General features: G+C 63.6%; 10 protein-coding genes. 3 read left to right on the top strand and 7 right to left on the bottom strand.

Features of this window, described 5'->3' with window-relative positions; translation table 11 throughout:
* The first annotated feature begins 147 nt into the window (after positions 1-147).
* Entirely contained in the window at positions 148-1,440 is a 1,293-nt protein-coding gene (locus THIARS_RS13800; protein ID WP_094161389.1) for a sensor domain-containing diguanylate cyclase, read from the top strand.
* Here THIARS_RS13800 and uvrA read toward each other — a convergent pair.
* Complete coding sequence (gene uvrA, locus THIARS_RS13795) at positions 1,422-7,130, bottom strand: excinuclease ABC subunit UvrA (protein WP_094161388.1); 5,709 nt, start codon at positions 7,128-7,130, stop codon at positions 1,422-1,424. The two genes, THIARS_RS13800 and uvrA, sit on opposite strands and share 19 nt — an antisense overlap.
* Before the next feature lie 96 nt (positions 7,131-7,226).
* Here uvrA and THIARS_RS13790 point away from each other — a divergent pair, with 96 nt between their 5' ends.
* Positions 7,227-9,017, top strand: a complete 1,791-nt coding sequence (locus THIARS_RS13790) for an ABC transporter transmembrane domain-containing protein (RefSeq protein ID WP_094161387.1) — start codon at positions 7,227-7,229, stop codon at positions 9,015-9,017.
* Positions 9,018-9,244: 227 nt separating this feature from the next.
* Positions 9,245-10,276, top strand: coding sequence for a site-specific integrase (locus THIARS_RS13785; protein ID WP_094161386.1), 1,032 nt, complete (start codon positions 9,245-9,247; stop codon positions 10,274-10,276).
* Between the two features lie 35 nt (positions 10,277-10,311).
* On the opposite strand, the gene drmC is transcribed toward THIARS_RS13785, so the two are convergent.
* From drmC to drmD, 6 genes are read right to left on the bottom strand one after another with little or no spacing between them, the layout of a single operon-like run.
* Complete coding sequence (gene drmC / locus THIARS_RS13780) at positions 10,312-11,052, bottom strand: DISARM system phospholipase D-like protein DrmC (protein WP_245845993.1); 741 nt, start codon at positions 11,050-11,052, stop codon at positions 10,312-10,314.
* Between the two features lie 22 nt (positions 11,053-11,074).
* Positions 11,075-12,934: a DUF1998 domain-containing protein gene (drmB, locus tag THIARS_RS13775; RefSeq protein ID WP_094161384.1), complete on the bottom strand. Its 1,860-nt coding sequence runs from the start codon at positions 12,932-12,934 to the stop codon at positions 11,075-11,077.
* Between the two features lie 2 nt (positions 12,935-12,936).
* Positions 12,937-16,971, bottom strand: coding sequence for a DISARM system helicase DrmA (gene drmA, locus THIARS_RS13770; protein WP_094161383.1), 4,035 nt, complete (start codon positions 16,969-16,971; stop codon positions 12,937-12,939).
* Positions 16,964-18,838, bottom strand: coding sequence for a DUF4209 domain-containing protein (locus THIARS_RS13765; protein ID WP_094161382.1), 1,875 nt, complete (start codon positions 18,836-18,838; stop codon positions 16,964-16,966). Before THIARS_RS13765 ends, drmA begins: the two co-directional genes overlap by 8 nt.
* The gene (locus THIARS_RS13760; protein WP_094161381.1) at positions 18,838-23,109 is read right to left on the bottom strand and encodes an Eco57I restriction-modification methylase domain-containing protein; all 4,272 of its coding nucleotides are present in this window, start codon (positions 23,107-23,109) and stop codon (positions 18,838-18,840) included. Before THIARS_RS13760 ends, THIARS_RS13765 begins: the two co-directional genes overlap by 1 nt.
* The gene (gene drmD, locus THIARS_RS13755; RefSeq protein ID WP_094162139.1) at positions 23,106-26,246 is read right to left on the bottom strand and encodes a DISARM system SNF2-like helicase DrmD; all 3,141 of its coding nucleotides are present in this window, start codon (positions 26,244-26,246) and stop codon (positions 23,106-23,108) included. Before drmD ends, THIARS_RS13760 begins: the two co-directional genes overlap by 4 nt.
* Positions 26,247-26,251: the final 5 nt, after the last annotated feature.

Below are 26,251 nucleotides of genomic sequence, written 5' to 3'. Positions count from 1 at the left end.
TGCAATGGGATCGAAGTTTCGTGCGATTCTTCACGCTTTCCCCGCTTATTTGAATCTCCCAGGCCGCACGCCGCATGCTGGCTCGCCCAGAATACAAATTGGAGTATCAGGGGCGGAGATCCCTGACCGATATAGGGAGGGTGGGGGATGTCCGAAGCGACAACGACACAGGACGATGCCGTGCCGGCCGATCAAGCCGGCGGCGAACGCATGGGCGCCGTGGCCAGGCAATCCTCCACCCCGATGGCCTGTTTCAACATCGCCACCCAGCGCTGCACCGAAGCCAACACCGCCTTCGCCGCCCTGTTCGGGACCAGCCCTGGGGCCATGATCGGCCTCGCCTTGCCGCACATCTTCGAGCCCGCCACCTTCGCGCAAATCGAACCTCATCTGCAGCGTGACGCGCCGGATGGCGCCGGCGGACGCATCGTCGACCTGGGCCTGCGCACACGGGATGGCCAGATGCGCGATTTCGACGTGAACCTGGTGCGGTACGCGAATCGCGGCGCAGCGCGGGAACTGTGCCTGCTGATGCACGAGATCACGCGCTTTCGCGCCACCGCGCGCATGGCGCACGAGGCGATGGCGAGGCTCCACCGTTTCATGGATGCGAGCACCGAGGGCATCGTGTTTCAGCGCGCCGGCATCATCGTGGACATCAACCCGGCCCTCACGCGCTTGCTGGGACATGCCGCCGAAGACGTCATCGGGCGCCCCTCGATCGGCTTCGTCAGCCCGGACGACCGCGATATCGTGATCGGCCACATCAGCAAGGGAGTCGAGGGCAGGCCTTACGAGATCGCGCTGCGGCACAGCGAGGGCTACGACATCCCCGTGGAAGTGCTCGGGCGCAATGTGCAATTCGACGGCGAAACCCTGCGCATGACCCTGGTGCGCGACATTCGCGCCCGCCGCGCCGCCGAACAGCGCATGCGCGAACTCGCCGAACGCGACGGCCTCACCGGCTTGTACAACCGACGCGCCTTCCTGGACCAGTTGCCCACCCGCATCGCCGGTCTGGCCGAGCGCAGGCAGACGGCGGCGCTGCTGTTCATCGACCTCGACCGCTTCAAGCAGGTCAACGACCGCCACGGCCATGCCCAGGGCGACCGCCTGCTGCAGGCCGCGGGGCAGGAACTCCTGGCCTTCCTCACCCCGGGCGACATCGCCGGGCGCATGGGCGGGGACGAATTCGCCGTGCTGCTCACCGGCATCCAGCCCGAAGCGGCCGGCCAGCGGGCCCAGGCCTTGCTGGAACGCGTGCAGACGGCGTTCGACGCCACCGGCTTGTCGGACCTGGCCTATGCCTCCGTCGGCGTGGCCCTGTTCCCCGGCCACGCCCAGGACGCCAACACCCTGCGGCGTCAGGCCGATGAGGCCATGTACCTGGCCAAGGCCGGCGGCGGCAGCGGCATCCGGCTCTACGCGCCGGTCGGCTGATTCGCGCGCGAGCGCTCACGCAGGAAGGCGCCGAGCGCTCGCGCCGTGTGTCCCGCAGCGCCTCGCTCGGCCGCATAGTCCATCGGCGGCCCCTGATGCACCAGCCGGCCGCCCTCCGTACCGCCCTCCGGACCGAGATCGACGATCCAGTCGGCCGAGGCCATCACGTCCAGGTTGTGCTCGACCACCACGACCGTGTGCCCGGCGTCGGCCAGGCGCAGCAGCACGAGGATGAGCTTCCCGACGTCGGCCATGTGCAGGCCGACCGTGGGCTCGTCGAGCACGTAAAGCGTCGGTCGCGCGGCGGCTGTGGCCAGCTCGGTGACGAGCTTCAGGCGCTGCGCCTCGCCGCCGGACAACTGCGGGCTGGGCTGGCCCAGACGCAGATAGCCCAGGCCCACGTCCTGCAGCAGCTGCAAGGCGCGCGTGATGCGGGGATGCGCCGAAAAGAACGCCAGCGCCGCATCCACGCTCATGTTCAGCACGTCGCCCGCACTTTGGCCGCGCAGCTTCACCTGCAGGGTTTCCGGGTTGAAGCGCAGGCCGGCGCAATCGTCGCAAGGCTGAATCACGTCGGGCAGGAAGTTCATTTCCACCCGCACCGCGCCCTGGCCATCGCAGGTCGGGCAGCGTCCCGGGCCCGTGTTGAAGGAGAAACGGCCGGCGGCGAAACCGCGCATGCGCGCCTCGGTGGCGTCGGCGAACAGGCGGCGAATGTCGTCCCAAATGCCGACATAGGTGGCGGGACAGGAGCGCGGAGTCTTGCCGATGGGCGTCTGGTCCACCTCCAGCACCCGCTCCACGGCGCCCAGGCCCAGCAATGCCCTGCAGCCGACCGGAGCGCCTTCGCCAGCCAGCAGGGCACGGCTGCTGGCGTAGAGCACGCCACGCGCGAGGCTGGACTTGCCCGACCCCGACACGCCGGTGATCACCGACAGCCGCGCGAGCGGGAAACGCACGTCGACATCGTGCAGGTTGTGGAGATGCGCGCCATACACCTCCAGCGCCGCGGTGGCCGGCGTGGTCTGTGGCCGCGGCCGCAGCGGGTGGCGCAGGGGCTCGCGCAGATAGCGCGCGGTGAGGGACTCGGGATGACGCATCAATTCCGCCAGGCTGCCCTGCGCCACCACCTGGCCGCCCTGACTGCCGGCGCCGGGGCCGATGTCGAGGATGGCGTCGGCGCGGCGCATGGTGTCCTCGTCGTGCTCGACCACCACCAGGGTGTTGCCGCGCGCGCGCAAGGCGTCCAGCGCATCCAGCAGGCGCATGTTGTCGCGCGGGTGCAGGCCGATGGTCGGTTCGTCGAGCACGTAGGCCACGCCGCGCAGATTGCTGCCGAGCTGCGCCGCGAGGCGGATGCGCTGCGCCTCGCCGCCCGACAGCGTGGGCGCTGCGCGGTCCAGCGCCAGATAACCCAGCCCCACGCGCTGCAGGAAGGTCAGCCGGGCGCCGATTTCCGTCAGCACGTCGCGCGCCACGGCCTGCTCGCGCGCGTCGGGCACGAGGGCATCGAACCAGTCGCGCGCGCGGTTCACCGGCATGGCGGCGAGCTGGGTGATCGATAGATCGCGGAAACGCACTGCGCGCGACACGGCATTCAGGCGCGCACCGCCGCAGTCGGGGCATGGCTGATCCTCGGCACCATCCGCCCCCGCCTCGCGCCAGGCGCCCTCCTCCCCGCTTTGCTCGGCGCTGAAGCCGGGCAGATGCTGGCCGGTGCCGAAACAGGTCGGACACCAGCCGGCCGATGAGTTGTAGGAAAACTGGCGCGGGTCCAACTCCGGGAAGCTGCGCGCGCACACCGGACAGGCGCGGCGTGTGCTGAACTGGCGCAGCTTGAGCCCGGCATGCGCGCCGACCACGTCGCCCGCGGCCATCGCGCGGTGCAGCGCGTCCAGCGGCCACACCACCTGCACCACGCCCTTGCCGAGTTGCACGGCTTCGCGCACCAGGCCACGCAAACGCGCCTCGTCCTCGGGTGCCAGCTGCACTTCACCCAAAGGCACGGAGATGTCGTGCTCGCGGAACCGGTCCGGACGCGGCCAGGGGTCGGTAGGCAGGAACAGGCCGTCCACCCAGAGATGCGTGTGTCCGCGCTTGGCGGCCCACTGCGCAAGTTCGGTGTACACCCCCTTGCGCTGCACCACCAGCGGAGCCATCAGGCCGACGCGCTGGTCGCGCAGCTCGCGCATGAGCTGGGCGACGATGGCGTCCTCGCTCTGCGGAGCGATGGGCACGGCGCAGTCCGGGCAGTACTGCGTGCCGAGCTTGGCATAGATCAGGCGCATGAACTGGTGGGTTTCGGTCAGCGTGCCCACCGTGCTCTTGCGCCCGCCGCGGCTGGTGCGCTGGGCGATGGCCACCGTGGGCGGGATGCCGAAGATGGCGTCGACGTCGGGCCGCGGCGGCGGCTGCACGAACTGGCGGGCGTAGGCGTTGATCGACTCCAGATAGCGCCGCTGCCCCTCGCTGAACAGCACGTCGAACGCCAGCGAACTCTTGCCGGACCCGGACACCCCGGTAATCACCGTCATGCTGCCGCGCGGCAGGTCCACGTCGATGTTCTTGAGGTTGTGCTCGCGCGCGTGGCGTATGGCGATGAAACCCTCGCGGCCGCGCCGCATGGCTTGCGCGAGATAGGCGCCTGTCTCCTCGGCGGCCTGCATGATTTGCGCATCGTTGCTGGCGTAGGGTTGTGCCGGAGCGGGGAGAAGGCCGTGCATGACGCCCGCTCCCACCTGCCCGCGATACGCCGCCAGCGCCCGTCCGGTATGCGATGCCGCGCAAGCTTCGACCACCGCCGGCGTGCCGGCGACCAGGATCTGGCCGCCGGCGTCGCCCCCCTCGGGGCCGAGGTCGATGACCCAGTCGGCCGCGGCGATCACGTCCAGGTTGTGCTCGATCAGCACCACGCTGTTGCCGGCGTCCACCAATTCGTGCAGGGCCCGCAGCAGCTTGGCAATGTCGTCGAAGTGCAGGCCGGTGGTGGGTTCGTCCAGCAGATAGAGACTGCCCTTGCGCGCGCCGCGCCCGGCCGTCTTGCGGGCTTCGGCCAGAAAGGCCGCGAGCTTGAGCCGCTGGGCCTCGCCGCCCGACAGCGTGGGCGTGGGCTGGCCCAGGCGCAGGTAATCGAGGCCGACAGCCTGCAGCGCCTTGAGCCCCGGCATCAGGTCGCGATCGGATGCGAAAACCGCCAGCGCCTCGGCCACCGTGAGTTCGAGCACGTCGGCGATGTTCAACTTTCTGCCGTCGGCCAGCGTCAACTTCAACTCCAGCACCTCGGCGCGGTAGCGCCTGCCGTCGCAGTCGGGACAGCGCAGATAGACGTCGGAGAGAAACTGCATCTCCACGTGTTCGAAGCCCGAACCCCCGCAGGTCGGACAACGGCCCTCGCCGCTGTTGAAGCTGAATGTTCCCGCGGTGTAACCGCGCTGCTGCGCCGCCGGCAGCGCGGCGAAGCGCTTGCGCAGGGCGTCGAAGGCACCGACGAAGCTCACCGGGTTGGAACGCGCCGTCTTGCCCATGGACGACTGGTCGACGAACACCACGTCGGCCACCTGCTCGGCGCCCAGCAGGCGGTCGTGAAGGCCGGGCTCGGGCGCGGTTTTGCCGAGCGCGCGCGCCAGCGCCGGGTACAGCACATCGCCCACCAAGGTGGACTTGCCGCAGCCCGATACGCCGGTGACGGCCACCATGGCACGCAGCGGAAATTCGGCGGTGACCCCGCGCAGGTTGTGTTCCCGCGCGCCTTCCAGGATGAGCCTGGGCGCGGTGAGCCGACCCGTCGCGTCCTCGCTCGGGCGGCGCGGGGCACGGTCGGGTTGCACCCGCCGCTCGCCGCGCAGATAGGCTCCGGTGAGGGTGTTCGCCAGGCGCAAGCCGGCGAGGTCGCCCTGGAACACGAGCTCGCCGCCGTGTTCGCCGGCGCCGGGCCCGAGTTCGATCAGATGGTCGGCCGCGAGCATCACCTGCGGGTCGTGCTCGACCACCAGCAGCGAATTGCCGGCGTCCTTCAGGCCCCGCATCACGCCATTCAGGCGATGCAGGTCGCGCGGGTGCAGGCCGATGGACGGCTCGTCGAGCACGAAAAGGGTCTGAGTGAGCGAAGTGCCGAGCGCGGTGGTGAGGTTGATGCGCTGCACCTCGCCGCCCGAAAGCGTGCGCGACTGCCGGTCGAGCGTCAGGTAGCCCAGTCCCACGTCCAGCAGATAGCGCAGGCGGGCGCGGATCTCGTCGAGCAGCAGCCGGGTCGCGGAATCGGCTCCCGGCTCGTGCTCCAGCGTGGTGAAGAAATCCTGCGCACGCGCCACCGGCAGTTGCATCACGTCATGCAGACACAGCCCCGGCATGGCCTGCATGGCGGGCTCGCCCCACGTCGCGCCCGCGGGGCGAAAGCGCGGGCGGCCCGCCAGGGCGGCATCCGCCGCCTCGCGGCTTCCGACGCGCCACAACAAGCCCTCGGGCTTGAGGCGCGCACCACCGCAGGCCGGGCACAGGCTGCTGCTGCGGTACTTGGACAGCAGCACGCGCACATGCATCTTGTAGGTGCGGGTTTCCAGCCAGTCGAAAAAACGGCGCACGCCGTAGTACTGCTTCTCCCACTGCCCCTTCCAGCCCGGGTCGCCCTCGATCACCCAGTCGCGTTCGGCCTGGGTCAGTTCGCCCCAGGGCACGTCCAGGCGCACGCCGGCCCCGGGGGCGTGACGCTCCAGGTCCTTCTGCGCGTCCTTGAAACTGGCGGTCTGCCAGGGCTTGACGGCGCCCTGGCCGAGGCTCTTGCGCGCATCGGGAATCACGAGGCCCCAGTCGACCCCCAGCGTGCGGCCAAAGCCGCGGCAGGTGTCGCAGGCGCCCACCGGCGAGTTGAAACTGAACAAGCCCGGGCTGGGATCGCGGTAGGCGATGTCGCAATGCGCGCAGTGCAGGTCGGACGAATAGCGCCACGCCGGCGCGGCGGTCTCGGTGCCGACATGGCCCTCCGCAAGCGGCCACACCGCGGTGCGCCCACCGCCCAGGCGCAGCGCCGATTCCAGGGCCTCGGCCAGGCGCGCGGCCTCGATGTTGCCGGCGCGAAAACGGTCCTGCACGACGTGCAGGACCGCATCGTCGCGAACGTGGATGCGTGTGTAGCCCTGCGCCGCGAGCCCCTGCAACACGTCGGTTTCGGGCAAGCCGGCGGGGATGCGCACCGGGAAGGTCAACACCAGGCGCGGGTCGCCCGCCGCCGCGCGCGCGAACACATCGGCGGCGATGCTGGCTGTGCTGTCGCGCCGCACCGCCTGCCCGCATTGCCGGCAGAACAGGCGGGCGCTGCGGGCGTAGAGCAGCTTGAGATGGTCGGCCAGTTCGGTCATCGTCCCCACCGTGGAGCGCGAGGTGCGCACCGGGTTGGTCTGGTCGATGGCGATGGCCGGCAGAATGCCGCCGATGCGGTCGACCTGCGGCCGGTCCATGCGGTCGAGGAATTGACGCGCGTAGGGCGAGAAGGTCTCGACATAGCGCCGCTGGCCTTCGGCATAGACGGTGTCGAACACGAGCGAACTCTTGCCGGACCCCGAGACTCCGGTGACGACGACGATCTGCCCGAGCGGGATGTCCAGATCGAGGTTCTTCAGATTGTTCTGCCGCGCCCCCTGGATCTGGATGGCGGCAAGGTCTTGGACGGGGTCAATGGGGTCGCGTGCGGTCATGCACAGCACTATACGCAGCCGCCGCGTGAGCCGGCTGGGCTGGGGAATTGATGGCTGGCATCCGTCGCCGGCGACAGGCACGGGCTAGGATGCGGCATGGCCGATACCCCATCCTTCCCCGCCCTGGCCGGCAAGCGCACCCTGGGCTCGCTGCGCCAGTTGCTGCCTTTCCTGCGCCCGTATCGCGCCCGCATCGCGCTTGCCTTGCTGTTCCTGCTGCTCGCCGCGGGCAGCACCCTGAGCTTCCCGCTCGCACTGCGCTGGCTGATCGACGGCGGCCTGCTCCATCCGGCCGCCGGCGGCAAGGGCGCAGCCCTGGGCATCCATTTCGCCGGGCTCTTCGGGCTCGCCGTGCTGCTGGGCCTTTTCTCGGCGGCGCGCTACTACATGGTGAGCTGGCTGGGCGAGCGGGTCACGGCCGATCTGCGCAGCCGGGTCTACGCCCATGTGCTGGGGCAAAGCCCGCAGTTCTTCGAAAGCACGCAGACCGGCGAGGTGCTGTCGCGCCTGACGACCGACACCACCCTGGTGCAGACCGTCGTGGGGTCCAGCCTGTCGATGGGGCTGCGCAATGCCGTGGTGTTCCTGGGCGGCATGGTCATGCTGGTGGCCACCAGCCCGCGCCTGATGCTCACCGTCGTGGCCGTCATCCTGCTCGTGGTGCTGCCCGCCGTGGCCATCGGCCGGCGGGTGCGGCGATTGTCGCGCGCCAGCCAGGACCGGGTCGCCGACTCCAGCGCCATCGCCGCCGAGGTTCTCAACGCTGTGCCGACGGTGCAGAGCTACACGCGCGAAGCGGACGAAGCCCGCCGCTTTCGCGACGCCGCCGAGGCCGCCTTCGCCACGGCCGTGCGGCGCAGCCGCATGCGCGCCTTGCTGACCGCCTTTGTCATCGTCGCGCTGTTCGGTGCGCTCATCTATGGCCTGTATCTCGGCACGGTGGCCGTGGTCGAGGGCCGCATGAGCGCGGGCACGCTGGGTCAGACCGTGCTGTACATCGGCCTGGTGGCCGGATCCGCCGCGACCCTGGCCGAAGTCTTCGGCGATCTGCTGCGCGCCGCGGGCGCCACCGAGCGCCTGATGGAACTGCTCGCGGAGCGTTCGCCCGTGACCGACCCGCTGCAGCCGCAGCCCCTGGCGCCCGCGCCCGGGGGATCGGCAGTGCAATTCGCCCATGTCCGCTTCACCTACCCCTCGCGCCCGGAGCAACCGGCGCTGGACGATTTTTCGCTGCGCATGGAGCCCGGCGAAACCGTCGCCCTCGTCGGTCCCAGCGGCGCGGGCAAGACCACGGTGCTGCAACTGTTGCTGCGCTTCTATGACGCGCAGCACGGCGCGGTGAGCGTCGACGGCGTGCGCACCGATCACGCCAGTCTGGCCGAACTGCGCGGGCGCATCGGGTTGGTGCCGCAGGACGCCGTCATCTTTTCCGCCAGCGCGATGGACAACGTCCGCTACGGCCGGCCCGAGGCCACCGACCACGAGGTGATCGAGGCCGCCCGCGCGGCACAGGCGGACGGATTCATCCGCGAACTGCCGCAGGGCTACCACACCTATCTGGGCGAACGCGGCGTGCGCCTGTCCGGCGGACAGCGCCAGCGCATCAGCATCGCCCGCGCCATTCTGAAGAACGCCCCGCTGCTGTTGCTGGACGAAGCCACCAGCGCGCTCGACGCGCAAAGCGAACGGGCTGTGCAGGCCGCGCTCGAACAAGCCATGCAGGGGCGCACCACCCTCGTCATCGCCCATCGACTCGCCACTGTGCAGCGCGCCGACCGCATCGTGGTGATGGACCGCGGACGCATCATCGACATGGGCACACATGCTGAACTCATGGCCCGTGGCGGGCTGTACGCGAATCTCGCCTCCCTGCAGTTCATGCAGTGAAGCGGGCACGCTACGCTGAGGACGCCAAGTCAAGGCGAAAAAAAACCGGGCCGCGCAGGCCCGGTTGACTTGAATGCTTGGCGGAGTGGACGGGACTCGAACCCGCGACCCCCGGCGTGACAGGCCTAAATAAAGATCCATTGGGATCAGCTTAATTCCTAGATTCTTCAAAATATGGGCTATCATTTGTGGGAATTCAGTGGGAATTGCCCGTTCAGGGGCTTTGCATGGCCTACATTGAGCAGCGTAAGTCGGGGTGGATGGCTCAAGTCAGGCGCAAGGGCGCGCCGACGCTTAGTCGCACCTTTGACCTGAAAATAGACGCCGAGGCTTGGGCGCGAGAAGTCGAACGAGACCTTCAACGCGGCAACATCGCAGCGGCCGTCAATGAGGCCGGGAAAATCACCTTCAAAGAAGTTGCTGACCGGCTCAAAGGGGCTCGCACCCTCGACCCCACCCAGGCGCAGCGGTTACGCGTTGCTTCCGAGATATTCGGAGCATATTTCCTTTCGGCCATCCGTTCTGTCGATGTCGCAACCTGGCGTGACACCTTGCTGGCAGATGGACTGTCTAGCCAGACTGTCGTGCATCATCTCAACGCCTTGTCGAGCGTGTTCACGTTCGCAGAAAAGGAATTGTCGATCCCCTTACCGTCAGGCAATCCTGCACGTGCCATCCGCAAACCAGCGTTGCCAAAAGCCAGGGATCGACGACTACGTCCTGGCGAACTTGAATATCTTCTTCCGGCTGCCGCCGAATCCCGTGCGGTTGGCATGCGGCAAATCATCATTCTTGCGATTGAAACCAGCATGCGCCTGGGCGAGCTGTTCAGCTTGGAGTGGTCACGCATTGATCTAAGTCGCCGCATCGCGCATCTTCCCGAAACGAAGAACGGTGAAAGCCGGACAGTCGCGCTGTCCAGTAAGGCCGTGGAAGCGTTGCGAAGCCTGCCGCGTCGTCTTGACGGCCATGTATTCGGCTGGAAATCCAAGGACTCTTTTGAGAAGGCGTGGCAACGCACCAAGGCGCGTGCGCTAAGCAGCTACGAAACTGACTGCGGCAAAGCAAATCAGAAACCTGATCCGGCATTTCTTACCAATTTACGTTTTCACGATCTGCGACATGAGGCGACGTCTTGTCTATTCGAAAAGGGACTTGGCATTATGGAAGTGGCGAGCATGACTGGGCACAAGACACTAGCCATGCTCAGGCGATACACGCATATCGAGGCGGAGAAACTGGCTGCAAAGTTGGGGTAACTGCCGGCCCGCTTTCTTGTCGGCCTCCTCCAATTTCAAACCCGAGCAATGAATTTCATCCCGACAAGTGAATCAAGATGCTGCATCATTAGCTGAGGGATACTCCCGCCAGAAATTAGTACCCCCGCCTCCATGTTCTTCTCCATCGCATGCCCGGTCAGATTTGCGCTGGTGATGAAGCACACCCTGCCATCGGCGGCAGCGACTTTGGCGTGGACACGCCCGCCTGAGAACGGATCGGCCTTTTCCCGCCAGGCATAGAGCCTCGCAGCGGGAACCAGCGCGGTCATCTTGCCTATCGCATCAAATGAGATGCTGCCGCCGTGATCCTGGGATAACTCAAGCAGCATGGAAATCACCACACCGCGTTCGCTTGCCGCATTCAGCGCCTTCACGATGGTCGAGACGTCGTATGCAACGAAACTGGTAATGAACAGGGTTTGCTTGGCGGCGTTGATGACCTGAAGCAACGCCTGTTCCGTTCGACGGGCCGAAACGAAGGGCGTCGTCGGCCCTGTCCACACGAGTTCTGTGGATTGCTGGTTGGCTGCCTTGGTGAAGACATGGCCGGCGGCAAGCAGCATTGATGCAAGCTCTTCGGCGCTAACAGCGGTCGTTCGCCAGGCATCGACGAGCTGATGCACTACCCCAGCGGCAGCAGGCGTGCCGACCACCCCCGAAAGCGAGTCGGCTGCTATAGTGAAATCGGTCCGACGAATCCGGTTGGCGATCGCCTGAACCTTCTCAGGAGAGACCAGACAGACCACGGCTGCCACGGCGTCCAAGAGCTTCTCCACGTCACAAGCCCTTGAAGAAGGCTGCGTCTACACGCTCCAAGGTCGGCACCAGCAATGACCGATCAAGGTAACGATTTCCTCGCTCACACGATGTCTCTGCGACGAGGCTGCATGCATGGCACGCGGCTGCGTGGAGTGATCTATCCTTTTGGGGGGCGTGCTCGGAGCAGAGCGGGTCCGAGGAGCAAATTTTCGAGCGGTTCAAGGCTTGCTCCAGCAGGCGCCCGAGGTTCTCTGGTTTTCCGAGATCGACGAGGCCGCCCAGCGTCCCATCTGAGTCGGCTGCCGCCGTGTAGATGAGAATGCCGGCCTGCGGGTTTTCGCCCGAGATGTCGGCATAGATTCGCTCGCGAATACTCGCGGCGTTGTAACCGCATTCCAGCGCCAGCTCACGAATCAGCAGGTGCGAGAGCGTGTGGAGCATGGCGTAGCGAATACCGGGGTAGCCCTCATCCGGGTCAAGATGGCGTGAGTTGCGCCATCCCCTGTGGCCGCCCAGGAGCATCTTGTCGACCTGCTTGACGGCAGGAAGCCCCTCCCAGGCCACGAGCGCCTGTTCGTCGAACTGCATGAAAATGCCTTCGCCATGGACCTGGTTCGCAGGAACCCAATCCGGCTTGGCTCGCGAGAGGTCGGCCATCTGGGGCCGATCGTTCGGGTCACCCGTCTCTTCGGGCGCCTCCACCCGCGTGAAACCCAACAAGGCATTGACCTCGCGCAGTCGCTCAAGGAGCAGCACTCTGCTGATTTGGTTCGCAAAGCCCGGCGGCGTGCCGACCTTCTTGCTCATGAAGTGTGGGTAGTCCGTGGGAGGGTTCGCCTCCGTCAGCACGTCCCACTCCGGGCCCTTGATATCAGCCTCACCGACGACATCCTGTCCGCCACCGCTGCGGTGCGCTTCGATGGCCGACCAAATGGACGCTGCCGGGTATTTGTCGATCCCTGGCAGAGCCCCGGCCTTCTTCAGCGTCTTTACCGTCACCGACACTTCGGCTTCGGACTCCAGCTCTTCGAAGAACTCCCAGCCGTCCTGGACAAGCTGACTCAGCGGGTCGTTGGTCTGAGGGATCGCGAGCGCCGAGAGTGTGATCGGGAACCAGCTATTCGTGGCGCCCAATAGAACCGCGCGCGCATCTTCGTCACACTCGTTGTCGAAGTGATCAAGGTGAGGGTGACGTCCACGGCACGCCGGCAAGTTCTCTTTCCCCGCCTTGCCAAAGGCGTGCGCCATGCTTCGCGATGCACCGCACGCGTCACATTTCACCCAGAGGTTTTCAGTCTGCAGCGACGCGCCACTCTCGAAGAATCGCAGCGTGCCCTTGCATGAGCTGTTGCCACCGTGTACGAAGTAGTGCCAAGGGAAGTCGTCGAGGTGACCATCGCGGCACGCTAACAGGAAACGAGCGGGGACGGCATCCGCGTCCTTGGCGGGTTGATCGCCCTTGGAGCCCCGGCAGCTTTTGTGGACGAACCGGGTTCGTTCGGGTCTGAAGCGGTGCTCCTTGATCTCAAACAGTCCTGCATCAAAGGGCGAGAGCAGGCCGCACTTCACGCAGCGCATCCAGCGAGGGAATGGCCGGACGGGAACACCAATATTGGCCTCAGCGGACCAGGGGTCGACGAGCTCACTCTTCTGGAAGGGCGGCATACGCAGGTTCTCGACCTGTCCGCCCAGTACCTTCCTTACGGCGGCAAGCAGTCTGGCCTCCTGGATCGGCTGGCAGCGATCCTTCTCCCAACGGTCGATCCCGAGCGTCACCACCGACAGGCTCGGCAGGTCGATCAATGCCCCGGGCCCATAGGTCCAGAGCAACTGACTGGGTCTGACTTCTCCGACTGGCGTCTTATTGGTCGTCGTCATGTTCAATCCTCATCCTTCGTCGCAGGACGAGGCTTCCAAGCGTGGTCGTCCGTTATGTGGCTGGTATTCATAATCAGACGCACGCCGGGCTCCACCTCGCGCATTGACATGGGCACCGTCCAGTTGTCCCATGGCTTGATGCCGGGTGCCTCAATCAAATTCTTGGTCGTAGCCGCATTCGGCCCACGCTTTTCATAAGCCAGCGTTCGACCCGGGACGCTGACCTCCTTGGCCCACTCGTCTGCGCGCTCCTTAAGCTCCTGTTCTGCCAAGCTCTTCGTGCTGGACAGCTCGCTGACATTCCATGCCCGCTTGACCAGGACGTCGATGGCATCAAGGATCTCGCTCTGGTCGGATTTGTCCAGCTTGCCCGCACCCTCGTTGGGGCTGAATACATCGTTCTCAAGTCGCATCAGGCTCAGCAAAGAGCCAGTGAGTCCACGGTCCATCGCGCGCGGCGAGAAGGGCGTCACCGACTGCGCCTCGACATGCTTGTAGAAGGTGGCGTGGTAATGCTCGAAGGTCTCGTAGTGCGAAAGGTCGCGTGGCCGTGCCCAGGTGAGCACGGTGCAGACCAAGCCGGGAAAAGAGCGGCCGACACGACTGGTGGCCTGGATGTATTCCGCCGTGCCCTTGGGCTGACCATTCACCGCCATGAGCCCCAAGCGATTGACGTCGACGCCCACCGAAAGCATGTTGGTCGCCAACACCACGTCGATCGCGCGGGTGTCACCCTCTTGCCACTTGGTCACAAACTTGCCAGTGGCAGTGTCGTATTCGGCTTTGAACTTCACCTCAAGGTTGTCGAGGTACTTGGGAATGTCCTGACTGGACACCCGAGACGTCAGCTCGCGAATATTACTGACGCTGCGCTGTGCCAATGCTGGCCGCTCCACCATGCTCATCTGCACCCGGTAGGAACGGGTCTGCACGTCATCCTCGGCCAGACGCTTCATGCCGCCCAACTCACGCAGCGAGTTGAAGTAACCGACCATGGTCATGTACGGATCTGCAGCCTCGCCGAAACGATCGAACAGTGCCTGAGCAGCGGTCAGGAATGCTGTGTAGACGCGGATCAGCATCGCGGGTCGCGAACTGCCAGGTGAGCAGACCCCGAGATAGCGCCGACCCGGTTTTTCCTTGATCGGTCGTTGTACCGAAAAGTAGTTGTCCTCCACGTCCAACCCGTGCGGCGGAAATACCGACACGCGGCGCATGAAGACGTTATTCACCTGTTCGCGCGCCTTGCGCACCGTCGCGGTCGAGGCAATGATCTTCGGCTTGATGGAATGCTCCCCGAGCTTCCAACTGCACAGCTCGTCCACGGCCGTCTCGTACAAGCCGACCATGGTTCCGAGCGGTCCGCTGATCAGGTGAAATTCGTCCTGGATGATCAGGTCCGGGGGGCGGATCGGGCTGATGTTCTTGACCTTGGTGGCAGCCAGTCCTTTTCCGGCCTGATGGTTGCCATTGCAGTCCGCACCCTGCCATAGGAGGCCATGTCGCTCGCATTCCTGGCCAACTCGACCGAACAGCGTGCGCACCTGGCCGCGCCACGCCATCATGGCGAACTTGTCCACGGTGGCGATCATCATCGTCGGGGGACGGTGGTAAATCTCCTCGTCCACGACGAGCACCGGGATGCCTGCGTGGGGTAGCTTGCTGGACTTGCCTTTAGAGAAGTCACAGCGGCCCTTCTTGTCTCCGCAGTAGACGAAAGTGCGTCCACGGCCCTTGTCGACCTCCACGTCGCGGCCTGGCGCGACCTCTGAGCCACACCAAGGACAACTGGTCAACTGCGCCGGAGACGCCGACCCGGCGTTGTACTTGCCGGGGTTGCGGATGTCCTCAATGGCCCGATGACTGTCCTCGGTCGTTCCGGGTGTCACCTTGTTGCCCACCCACAGTCCGATAGTGAAGGGTTCGGTGCCGAGCGATTCGTCGCCCTTGGCCAGTGCCTCGCGCCGCAGGACTTCCATGGCACAGATCAGCGCGGTGGCGCGCTGGAATTGTTGAAGTGTGAGCAGACGCAGGGTGTAACGCATGATCACTGCCAGACCGCGCGAGCCGTCGTAGCCGCCCAGGTTCCCCTGCATGCGCCGAATTGCCATGGTGAAGGCGGCCACACCCAGGTAGGCCTCGGTCTTACCGCCGCCGGTGGGGAACCACAGCAGGTCGGCATAGGATTCGACGGGCTGCACCCTATCCGGATGACTTGGGTCGGCCAGTGACGGGATCGAGAGCAGCAGGAAAGCCAGCTGGAACGGGCGCCAGCTGCGGTTCTTCAGAACGTCGAACTGCTCGACGGTGACGTCCTTGCCGCGCCGGACCTCAAGGGCGTATTGGCTGCGCACGCGCTGCGTGGCCATTGCTAGGTTGGCAAACCGAAAGGCGGCCAGGGCTTTCTCATCGCTCTTCAGCGTGTCGATACCCTGCTGTAGACGCTTTTGAATCTCCTGGCATCGATTCATCGCTTGCTGTGCTTGCGCGGCGTAGCCAAGTACGTCGACACTGACCCGCGCACGCTGCTCGTCAATCCATGCGCCGTAATCCTTGGTCAGCAGGTTTAGGGCATCGACCAAAGGATCAATGTCCAGCGTGGCGAGGCGCTGCATGTCGAGCAGGCCACTGCTCACCATTTTCTTCATCGCGGGGCGGTCGGCGGGGTCCAGCCCCGGTGTCTCGGTGACCTGCACCTCGTACTGCGGCATGACGATGGTCCGCACCTCAGTGGCCAGGGTCACGTCATCCGCTGTCTCTGCATGAACGGCGACGCCATGGCCGACCGCGAACTCAACCCGGTTTCGGTAGATCATCTCCAGAGACTCACGCTCCGGGTCCATACCGTCTGCATCCAGCACGGGGCGGCGACGGAATATTGCACGCTTAGGAGCTTCTGGCTCAGCGCGAACGATCAGCTCTGGCTGGAAGACCCAGGCCGTATCCCGGTTGGTGTCGGGCTCCTCCTGTGCGTTGACCAAGAACAGCGTCACCAAGCGATCGCCATTCGCATTCTTGGCGCGCACCGAGCCTTGCACCCGCACTTCGGGATAGGTATTGTCCGGCGCCTGATGAGGGATCACGCCCTCGGTGAGCGGCAACACCAACTTGCCGCCACAGGGGATGCGTTGCCATACCTTGGCCTTGGTCTGTTCCTCGGCGCCGGACTCCTTGCTCTTGCGGGTGCGGAAGATCTCGTGCTCATCACAGCGCTCGTAGCGTCCCCAGTGCACCTCGACTTCGATCTGCTCGGCATCACCATCCACGCAGAAGGTCATGCCCAGACTGCTCGGCACCAACGATTGATTGCTGGCGGCATCAATCTCGTCGGTGGCGTCGGACTCGGGCTCTACACGCCCCGTCGCCGTGCCGAATTCCGCGCCAGGTTCGTGCTGGCCTGGAACCTTCGGATCTGTCGGCTCTTCGGCCTCTTCGTTCGCCAGCGGTCCCTCAAGCCCCTCAATACCACCTTGCGCCGCCTCGCGTGGAGCAAGCTTGCCCACCAGGTAGCGATCCCGTACACCCATGTCGACGATGCGCTCATGAGGGCCGCCAGCCGGGCCAAGCAGGTCGTCCATCACGGCCAGTTGCAGCAATTCGCGGATGTAGGCGAGCTCTTGCTGGTATTGAGGCGATCTGGCGTCGGAGCCGATCGTCGGCACCTCGGCGATGGTCTTGTTCAGTACCTTGGGCAGGGCTTCGACGAAATCCGTCCACTGGACCCGACCGACGCTTCCAGAGGATGGGGTTGTGAGTGCGGTGAGGCTGATCGAGATGGGTTCGGAGATCGACAGCAATCGGTCGAAATAGAGCGTGGTGGTTGCGAGATCGGAACGAACCCGCAGCACACGCCCGACACGGGTGATGTCTCCCGCTGGCGTCAGGACCAGGACCCAGTCGTCCTCCCCGATGGCCTGGTAGAGGGACCGGTCAGCCTTCAGAACCAGGATGTAGGGCGCAAGCCTATGGTCAGTGTCAAGGCCGTGATTGATGGCGATCCAGGCGTTGGGGGCTTTCGTGCTTTTCTCGTCAGCCATTGGTTTCTTCCTCTTCGACCGTGGTGTCATCTTTGCGTGCTGCGTTCCACCAGGCATTGAATACAAGCCGCAACCCAAACCACCATGCATAGATGGCAAATGGTGAATGGCAGGCATCCTCGTCGAGCAAGCCGTGAGCAAGCTCGTTACGAAGATTCGGGCCGAACGCATCGCAGAAAAGCGTTTTCAGCTCGAAGGCCAGGTCTTTGCCGAAAACGGTTTCCGCTTCAGGCAGATCCATCAAGGTGCTCAGCCCGTTCTCGTTCTCGACACCATCCTTGTCCAGATTCGTAGTCTTCGCACCAGCCTGTTTGAGGTGAAAGCGCACCATGTGCTCGATCTGTGGGATGAGCAGGTGCAGCGCGGATACGAAATCTCGCTCATAGCCTTGGAACAGAGCCTTGCCAAAAAGCCCTTCTCGCCCCTTCGGCACGATGGGAGACTGGCGCGCCAGGCCTACGAAATCCGCTTCGCGCAAGCGATGCTCCAGGAGCATCGTCTCGAGTGCGGGCCAAACGTCCCCCTGCACGATGATGCTGACGAAGATTCCGTAGTCTCGAACCATTTCCGCTCGGATGGCGAGCTCGTCGGAATCCGTCAATTCGCCACCTAGGCTCATGGCAGGGCGTTTGGCGATGACTCTTCCGTCCCGGCTCATGACCGTCGCAGCGAAGAGGGATTGCAAGGGGAACTCCCGCATCCGATCAAGGGCACTCTTGCGCAGCTCATCCACCTTCGCACCTCGGTGCAGGTTGGCAAACGCCTTCAATGCATCGATAGGCGACTTGCCGCTGACGGCCCTGCGCGCGTTCTCCACGAGATCGGAGATATCGACACCCGGCGTGCTGATAACGCCCATCTCGCCCAGTGCCTTCTCACCGGAGTCGTTGAGGTGAGACCGTAGCTCGGCGATCCGCTCGTCTACTCGGTGTGCGGCGCGTTCCGCTCCTGGAATCGTCCGATAGGTCTGAATCGCATTCTCGAAGAAGCTCGCAGCCACCATGTGACTCGGGGCACTTGATGAGGTCCGAGCGATGGCCTCTTTTACCCACCCTTCGGCAACGGACACGGTCATTTCGGCTGCCTTCGACTCATCCGCTGAGATCCTGTACCAGTCGGAAGCCGCTGAGAAATACTCACGCGCACGGTGCAGATCACCCTCGCCATCGAACTCCCGGGCCAGGGATTCCAAACGTTTGGCGACGTCGATCCGTCGTTCCCGCGCCATACCATTCGTTTTCAGCAGATCAGCGAGCCATAGCCCCAGGAAGCCGTCTCGGAGTGTCGCTGCATTGAAGGCGACAAGAATCGCTGCCTCCATTTTCTGCAAACGATCACCAGCCCCGGCTTTCAGCATCCGTGCCAGGCTGATAGCACGCTCCCAACACTCCCTGCCCCCACGAACCCATGTCTCAATGTCCAGCGGAATGGTGAGATAGGCATCGATGGCCGCCAGCGCATGATCTACTACCCTGGGTTTTTGCTTCAACCAGCACAGATCTGCAAGGCGGGCCTTAAGCCACAGGTCATCAGTCGAATCGAGGACCAAACTAAAGAATTCGAAATCCGATTCGGTCAAGTCGTCCGGGATCACAGACCGGCGATCATGAAACACCGCGATGGGTTTGAAGGGTTCGTTATGACTCGACGGCACTAGCATCATTGAGCAGGCGTCAGCCAATAACCAGAGAACCTTGCCATGCGTTTTGCGACCCTCGTCCATGGCTGTCCGTGCAGCCGCGGAGAACGCCTGCCACATGGCCGAGTACCCTTCGCGGGAGATCTGCTCCAGCACTTCCTTCCAGCCGCAGTTAGCAAAGTCATCGACTGAGACAGTCAGATCTACTGGGTAGCGTTCGTTCTCCATCACGGCCTCACCTTGACAAAGCGATATCGTGCCCCTCGTCGCTCCCCTTGGCGCTCGACGTTACCGTCAGAGATCAGCGCGGCGATCGAGACATTCCATTGACTGTCCGCAATACCGGTAGCGGTAACGATGTCCGCCTTGGCATGCCAGCCTTGATGCGCGCTCAGGAAATCAAGGATTGCTGTGGCTGGTGCCCCGCTATTGGCAGTGGGCGCGGCTTCCGCGTCGAAATCAAAGGAGGGTTGTGTAAGCGTGGCGCGGGCAGCACGGCGCGGGGTTCGTGCCCCGGCATTTCCATGTAGCCCTTGGGCGACTTCTTCCTCGTATCGCTGATGGTTGAGTTCCGACAAGCGGCGCAGCACTTCAAGGCGCGCACGATCGCTGAGGGTGAAGCGAACGCGGTCGTTCTCTGGCAGGTACGGCACTTCGTGGAAGCCATGCTCCAAGTCAAGGTCGTCCCAGCCGTAGGCGCGAGCAACTGCGAGGTCGATTTCACGATGCAACACTCGCATCCTTCCCATTCGGGGATCTGTGTCAGACCGATCATGGAAGCGGTTGTAGAGCTGGGTGAGGCCGATTGCTTCCTCTGCCATAAACGACTCACGGTGCGAGTGATAACGCTCACCGAGATTCTCGATTTCTTCGTCACCATCAAGGATCGGCATTGGCCATGTTTCCAAGGCAGTTGAAGTCGAGTAGCTTAGTGTCGAAGTACCAAGTGTTCCGCAATTCCAATATGCCCACTCCAAGTGGAGACTGGATTGCAAAACCGCAAATTCCCACCAATCGTAGAAAAAATAGACAATTGTTTTATGGTTGTAGATGTTTCGTGTTGGCACCCGCCGAAAACAGACGTATTTCGTCACCATCGCTGAAGCAAGAAAGAATTCGTTCTGGCTCGCCTCTCGAATCAGTCCTGGCCTCAAATCCCAAAATTTCCAGAAGCACTTCTGATGTATCTGCCCTGTCAATGCATCACGCATTGGCTTGACAAGCCTCTCAACGCGATTGAACGCCAAAGGATACTGGCGTGCCTTTTCCTCTGGCCAGTCGTCGAAATAAAGCGTCCAACGGTAGGGGGCCAGTTCGGGCATGGCATTTAGGTCTTGCCCATTAAATAGCGGGCGCATGACTTCAATAGACTTGGGATCAATTGCGAGCATTTGAGCACGCTCGTCGGCGGTCAACTCGAACCCAACTCCGTGAAGATTTTGTCCCTGCGAGAACCGCCCCTTAAGTGCCTTTAGCTTCACTGGGCGCTTTATCTGGAAATCCTCTTCCAGTGCACCATTAATGGCGGACACCGCTCGGTCGTCCAGGATTCTCTGACCTTGCCAGCCCTTGCGGGCAACCCATGCAATCGAAACAACTACGGCCGCGTTGCCCGGCCAAGCCATGCGCGAGCATCCCCGATAAACGGTTCCGCCCATTCCGATGATCTGATCCAAGCAGACCACTCGGGAGCCAGTTTCCGTGATTGACTTGGTTGCCAACAGGCCGAGGCAGCCCTTTGACCCAAGCAATGTGAAGGCCCGCAAATAGAAATAGACGCAGAAGTCGGGGGAACCCACGACGCCATTGCGTATCAGCTTCAAATACTCTTGGTACGCCAGACCAAAACGACGTCCAATCCAGCGTCCGCCGCTGAACGGTGGATTTCCGACGAAGCCATCGAAACCTTGGGCGTCACGTGCGAACACTTCAGGAAATTCGAGGGGCCAGTGGAATGGCCGACGAGATGACTTGCCCTCCGGTAGATCTGTCAAAAAAGCAGCGACAGCTCCTCGGCGCATCGCAGCCAGAGAGTCTTGGTTACCCTCAATGGCTTGTCCGGCTTGGATTGAGAGCGAGGCCAGCGAATTCTCAAGCGCCGCGCCAGCACCACCCGTAACGAACACTTCCCCTATGAACGCATCGGCGATACGCTCCGGCACTTCGAGCTTCTGACGTGCATCGGCATCCAGCCGCGCCATGGCCTCGACGTCACGAATGTCGCGGATCGGCATCCGGCGCAGCTGTTGCCTCAAGTCGATCGCCTCGTGAACCGCCCGCTCAATGTTCTGCCCGAACAGGCGTTGCTGGCCCTTTCCGGACGGCGTCATCGAAAGTTCCGTGAGTTGATCCAGACGATGGATACCGAGGAGACTATCGCCGCAGCGCAGGTTGTGGTCGAGGAAACCGAAAGGACGCCCCTTGGCCAGCGTCACCAACCAGATCGAGAGCTTGGCGAGCTCGACCGCCAGCGGGTTCAGATCCACGCCGTACAAGCAACGCTCTGCGATCAGCCGGCGGGCGATTACGGTGCGGGCCTCAATGTCGCGGGGCAGTGGCTCCTTCGTGTCCGATGAGTCCAGCACTTCGCCATCGACGCTGACCGACTTGCCGCTGGCTTCGGCCAGTGACCAAGCCTCAACCAGGCGATCGGCCAACCAGCGGCAGGCTTGCACGAGGAAAGCGCCCGAGCCCATAGCCGGGTCGCAGATCTTGAGGTCGAGCAGTTCGGCGGGAGACTTCAACACCCATTGTTCGCGAGGAGTGCCATCGGCTGGCCCCATGTAGGCGATCGGCGTCAGCGTCTCCGTGACGATGGCCTCGGTCAGCGATTTCGGGGTGTAGTGGGTGCCGGTTTCGCGCCGGTCGGAACCGGTGGTGACGATGAAGGCTCCGGCGGGATAGATCAGCGGATAGCCCCATGGATCGGTGCGCACCAGGTGGGCAAACGGCTTGATGCGATCACGCAGGCCGGCGTCCCCGTGGCAGGCGGCGAGCAGACGATCGGCAAGCGTGTCGTCGACCGGCTTGGCCAGATCGTTGCGCACTCGGCTGACGGAACTGCCGGAGCGCTCCTGGAGCAGTTCGGCAAGTCGGTCTGCACCCTCCAGTCTGGCGGACTCCAGCTCGGCCAACTTGACCCAGGGACTCTTGGCACTCTTGGTGCCGTCCAGTTCCAGCGTGACCTCGCTGGTGCGCTTGACGGTCCGCTCCAGCAGGCCTTCGTAGACGTAGCCGATCTGCTCGACGTCCAGTGCGCGGTAAGAAAGTATCCGCCCCTGGAACTGCTGGATGGCCTCAAGCAACAGCAACACAGTGCGGTTGTCGATCGGCAGCGGCTTGGCCGTGTCGGTGCGCCAGTTGGAACCCTTGGCTCGACCCTCAAGGAAGGGGAAACGATCCGGGTCGAACAGTGAACCGCCCAGCGCGGGCAGGCGCAGGTTCTCGTGCTCAATACCGCCGAACACGGCACGGAAGATAGCCAGCAAGCGCGACCAGGCATCCCAGCGGCGCTCAAGGATCTCCTCGGATTCCTTTCGCAGCTGCATGCGCAGGGTCGAGAGCGCATAGTTGGCCTCGTAGCGTTCGTCGCCCAAGAGCAGCAGGCCTCGTTCTTCGGCGGAGAGCAGGAAGACGAGTCGCATCATCACCGTCAGGGCTGCTTCGTAGAGCTCTGGCTCCTTCACGTCACGCAGCAGTTCGCGGTCGCGGTCTTGGTCGGCCTTGTCGAGCGCCTGGATCAGCACTTCGACGGCGCGGCGAACCTGCTCACCGAGTGCGTCGGTGACCTCGTCCTGATATTTCAAAGATCGGTCGAACAGCGCAGGCAGTTGCTCTGCTTCATCGACGAAGAAGCGTCGAATGCCGAGCAGGTGAACGAAAGCCTGCAAGGTGATGGGTTCCTGAACCCAGATGCGGGCGTACCAGCTGGCGAAGGTGGTCACGGCACCCACTGGTGCATCGACCAGCATCCAGCGTTCGCCGTTTGTCACCAGCCCGAGGCGGCAGCCAGTAGCGCGGCAGAGTTGGACCATGCGTTCGGCAGGTGTAGCAGCCCAGCCGTCCAGCTTCAGGGTGGCGTCGAGGTCGACGTCCTGCCCGTAGGTGTGGATGAGCATCAGGGGTCTATTGCCCCGTTGCTCGTCAATCACCGCGAGGTCAGGAACCAGCGTTACACCGTGTTCGGGCAGGCTGACACTCAGATTGGCGGTGCACCAGTCGGCGCGCTTCAGGACGTCGCCCTTACCGTCTTCGTCGAGTTCGAGGCTACGCGACAGGACCTCGTTGATCCAGACCGCGTGCAACTCGCCGAACTTCGGATCTTCCGTTTCTTGCGCCTCGCGCCATTCCTCGTAGGCCTGACGCAGCCGTTTGCGCCTGATCCCATTGAGTTCTTCCAGTCCTTGCGGGAAGGCCTCTGTCAGCACGGGGACGGCGAGGAATGGGCCGGAGATCTCGATGAGCGCCAGCCAGTCGTGATGCAAGGTGTTGGCGCTCATGCCGCCCCCTCTTTTGCAGCGGATTCGGGAACCAGAAAGATCACCGCGACCGGGAAGGTGCGGTCGTCGAGCTTGGCGTAGCGCGCCTCAATCGCTTGAATCTCTTGGATTCTTTCTGCGGGTATACGTGCGAGGCGGGCCTCCAATGCAGCGGTATCGCGTCTGAGTTGGGTGCGCTCGTCCTCGGTGAAGAGCGTGAGCTGTTCGGGTTGTTGATCTTTCTTCAGCTCGTTCTGGATCGCCTTTTCCAGTTCGTCTAGTACCGTTCCGATGTCGTCGATCTCCTGTTGCTTGCGGCTCTGCAGCGTGTTCGCCAAGAATTTGAGTCTGTCCTTGGAGCGGGCATCCACCGTTTGCAGGATGGCCGGCTGGGCTCGGTCGAAGCGTACTCGGAGGGCATCGAACAGCGCATCGCTCGCGGTGGTGGGCTGGGCCTCGTCCAGCCACTGCTGGATACGCGTGACACCCTCTTCGCGCCGGAACGACTGATCGCGCAGGTAGCCGCCCGAGACGGTCAGCTCCTCATGGAGTCGATGATGGTTGCCGCCGGTGATGACCAATCGTGAGATGACGACCACGGCCGGGCCTTCGATGCTGCCATCCGGCAAGGTGCGCACGGTGACTCGATGCAGTTTCTTCACGTCGTCCTGCGCCCAGACCTCGGCGCGCAACAGACGCAGGCACATCTGCACCAGTCGATGATTCAGATGAACCAGCACGACATCGTCTCGTCCCTTGGCCACCGCGTGATCGAAGGTGATGGGGCGTATCTGCTGGGTATGCGGGTGACGCAAACCCTCCAGACAGCGTGCCCACGACCCCGAGAGGGGTGGCATCCTGAATACGCTGCCTTGGGGAGCATCCGGGAGGGCGCAGGGTTCCAGTGGTGGGCGGCCAGCCAGCGCGAGGCCGGTCTTCACCGCCATCTGGATGTGATCGGGGGTGAGACGGAAATCCTGCTGAGTGGAGAGAAGCCGTTCGTTGAGCTTGGCGACGCGCTCTTTCAGCTCACGTTCGGCGCGGACGAAGCGCCGAGCCTTGGCGATCTTGGCTTCCGCGAGGCGAGTGTCCAGATCCTTCAGCGAACCTTCGATGAGGCCGGACATTTGCGGCGCGATGACCGGGTTGACGCTGCCCATGTCGGCGCGCATCGACTCCAGCTTGCGCAGTGCACGCAGGATGTCCTCGCCATGGCCACCCACAGTAGCATGGCCTTGCCCACCGCCGTCGACCGGGTGCCAGATCAGCACTTCCTTCTCGCGTTGACCGTGACGGTCGATACGACCATTACGCTGCTCCATCACGTTCGGGTTGTAGGGAATCTCCAAATGGATGAGACAATTGCAGTGGTTCTGCAGGTCGATACCTTCCGAGGCTGCATCGGTCGCGAGCAGGACGCGGACGGGGGAATCCTTGGGCGAGGACTGGAAGGCCGCTTTGATAGGTTCGCGCTCATCCTGCGTGAGGCCACCATGGAGCAGGCCTAGACGTTCACCGCCGAAGCCGTGGCTGGCCAGTATCTCGTGCATCCACTGGTGGGTGGTGCGGTACTCGGTGAACAGGATCACCCGGCGATCGTTCCACTGGCCGCCCGGCTTGAGGTTGGCCGAGAGCCAATCGATGATGGCCCTGGCCTTGGAGTCGGTCTGGTTCTTGGCGCGCTGCGCCCATTGCCGCAAGTCGGCCAGCATCCGTTGCTGTTCCTGTGTCAGCGGCTGGGATCGACGCGATGCCTCCTCGACGGCCTCCGACTGGGCGTTCTCGACCTCCTGATCGTCGGCGTAATCCTCATCCACTTTCAGGATGGCTTTCCGCAGGATGCGATCGGCCAAGGCGTCTTGTGCCTTGGGGCTGGCGCCGTTCGACAGCGAGGCGACGTGCTTCTCAAGCGTGGAAGCGAACGCGGCGGGCGACGAAAACAGGCGCTTCTTGAGTAGCTGGTTGACGAACGAGGTGCCGAACGTGCTACCAGCCCTCTCTGCGTCTTTTTCGCGACTGGCGCAGTAATCGTTCAGCTTCTGGTGGATCTCCCGTTCCTCAGCCGTGTAAGGGACCGCCAGCGCCTGCAGCTTGCGCTGGGCATACAGCGGCTTGCCGTCGGCATCGACGAGATCACTCTTCAGGCGACGGATCATCACCTGACTCAACTGCTTCTCGTCTGGGAGGATGTTGCGGGCGAAGCGCTGGTCGTCCAGCAATTCCAGCAGCGAGGTAAAGGATTCCGTGTAGCCGTTGTGAGGCGTCGCGGTCAGGAACAGGCGGTGCTGGAAGTGCGGGCTGATCGCGCGAATGAAACGGGTCCGCTGACTCTCCAGCGCGTAATGCGCCCCGGCTGCAGGGGCGATGTTGTGCGCTTCGTCGACGACCAGGAGATCGAACTTGCGTGGATGGCCTGCGTGAGGTGGCAGCACATCCCGCATGGCGCGAAGCCCCTCGCCACTCTTGACCCAGTCCATTGAGGCGATGAGCCGTGGGTGGGAGGTCCACGGGTTGGCATGGATGCCACGTTCGCGCCGCAGTTGTTTGATATACGCGGTGTCGGCCACGCGGAACTCAAGGCCGAACTTCTCTAGCATCTCGACACGCCATTTCTCCTGGAGAGAGGCTGGGCAGATGATCAAGACGGTACGGGCGCGGTGCCGCAGCAGCATCTCCTGGATGACCAGCCCAGCCTCAATGGTCTTGCCCAAGCCGACGTCGTCAGCGATGAGCAGATTAACGCGGGCCATGTCGATGGCGCGAACCAGCGGGTCTAGCTGGAAGTCCTCGATGCTGACGCCACTACGGAAAGGCGCCTGCAAGAAACCTCTTTCGGCATTAGTGGCGGCGCCCCAACGGACGGCATCGAGGAATGCTTCGAGCGTGTCCGAGTCGTCCTGCCCGGTGATGGAAGGCAGACCCGCGCGCTCGATGACTTGTGCGCCGGGTTCGATCTCCCAGATGACCTCCAGTTCCTCGCCGAGACCGTCCTCGTCGATGGATGAAAGCGTCACGCAGTTCTGCGACGCCGAAGCCGATTCCAGTTTTGAGGAAGTGACATCCGCCACGACCCACTGGCGCCGGCGAACCTCGACCAGCTGACCTGGCTCCGGACAGGCACGGTAGGTCTGGTGCTTCTGATCGTTCGAGATTTCCATGCGGT

The sequence above is a fragment of the Thiomonas delicata genome (assembly GCF_900088825.1).
Lineage (GTDB): Bacteria > Pseudomonadota > Gammaproteobacteria > Burkholderiales > Burkholderiaceae_C > Thiomonas_A > Thiomonas_A delicata.
This window is presented reverse-complemented; position numbering and strand designations above follow the sequence as displayed.

What these genes read in the sequence shown, in the direction of transcription:
- THIARS_RS13800 (WP_094161389.1), top strand. Translation starts at nt 148, where the DNA reads ATGTCCGAAGCGACAACGACACAGGACGATGCCGTGCCGGCCGATCAA.
- uvrA (WP_094161388.1), bottom strand. Translation starts at nt 7,130, where the DNA reads ATGACCGCACGCGACCCCATTGACCCCGTCCAAGACCTTGCCGCCATC.
- THIARS_RS13790 (WP_094161387.1), top strand. Translation starts at nt 7,227, where the DNA reads ATGGCCGATACCCCATCCTTCCCCGCCCTGGCCGGCAAGCGCACCCTG.
- THIARS_RS13785 (WP_094161386.1), top strand. Translation starts at nt 9,245, where the DNA reads ATGGCCTACATTGAGCAGCGTAAGTCGGGGTGGATGGCTCAAGTCAGG.
- drmB (WP_094161384.1), bottom strand. Translation starts at nt 12,934, where the DNA reads ATGACGACGACCAATAAGACGCCAGTCGGAGAAGTCAGACCCAGTCAG.
- drmA (WP_094161383.1), bottom strand. Translation starts at nt 16,971, where the DNA reads ATGGCTGACGAGAAAAGCACGAAAGCCCCCAACGCCTGGATCGCCATC.
- THIARS_RS13765 (WP_094161382.1), bottom strand. Translation starts at nt 18,838, where the DNA reads ATGGAGAACGAACGCTACCCAGTAGATCTGACTGTCTCAGTCGATGAC.
- THIARS_RS13760 (WP_094161381.1), bottom strand. Translation starts at nt 23,109, where the DNA reads ATGAGCGCCAACACCTTGCATCACGACTGGCTGGCGCTCATCGAGATC.
- drmD (WP_094162139.1), bottom strand. Translation starts at nt 26,246, where the DNA reads ATGGAAATCTCGAACGATCAGAAGCACCAGACCTACCGTGCCTGTCCG.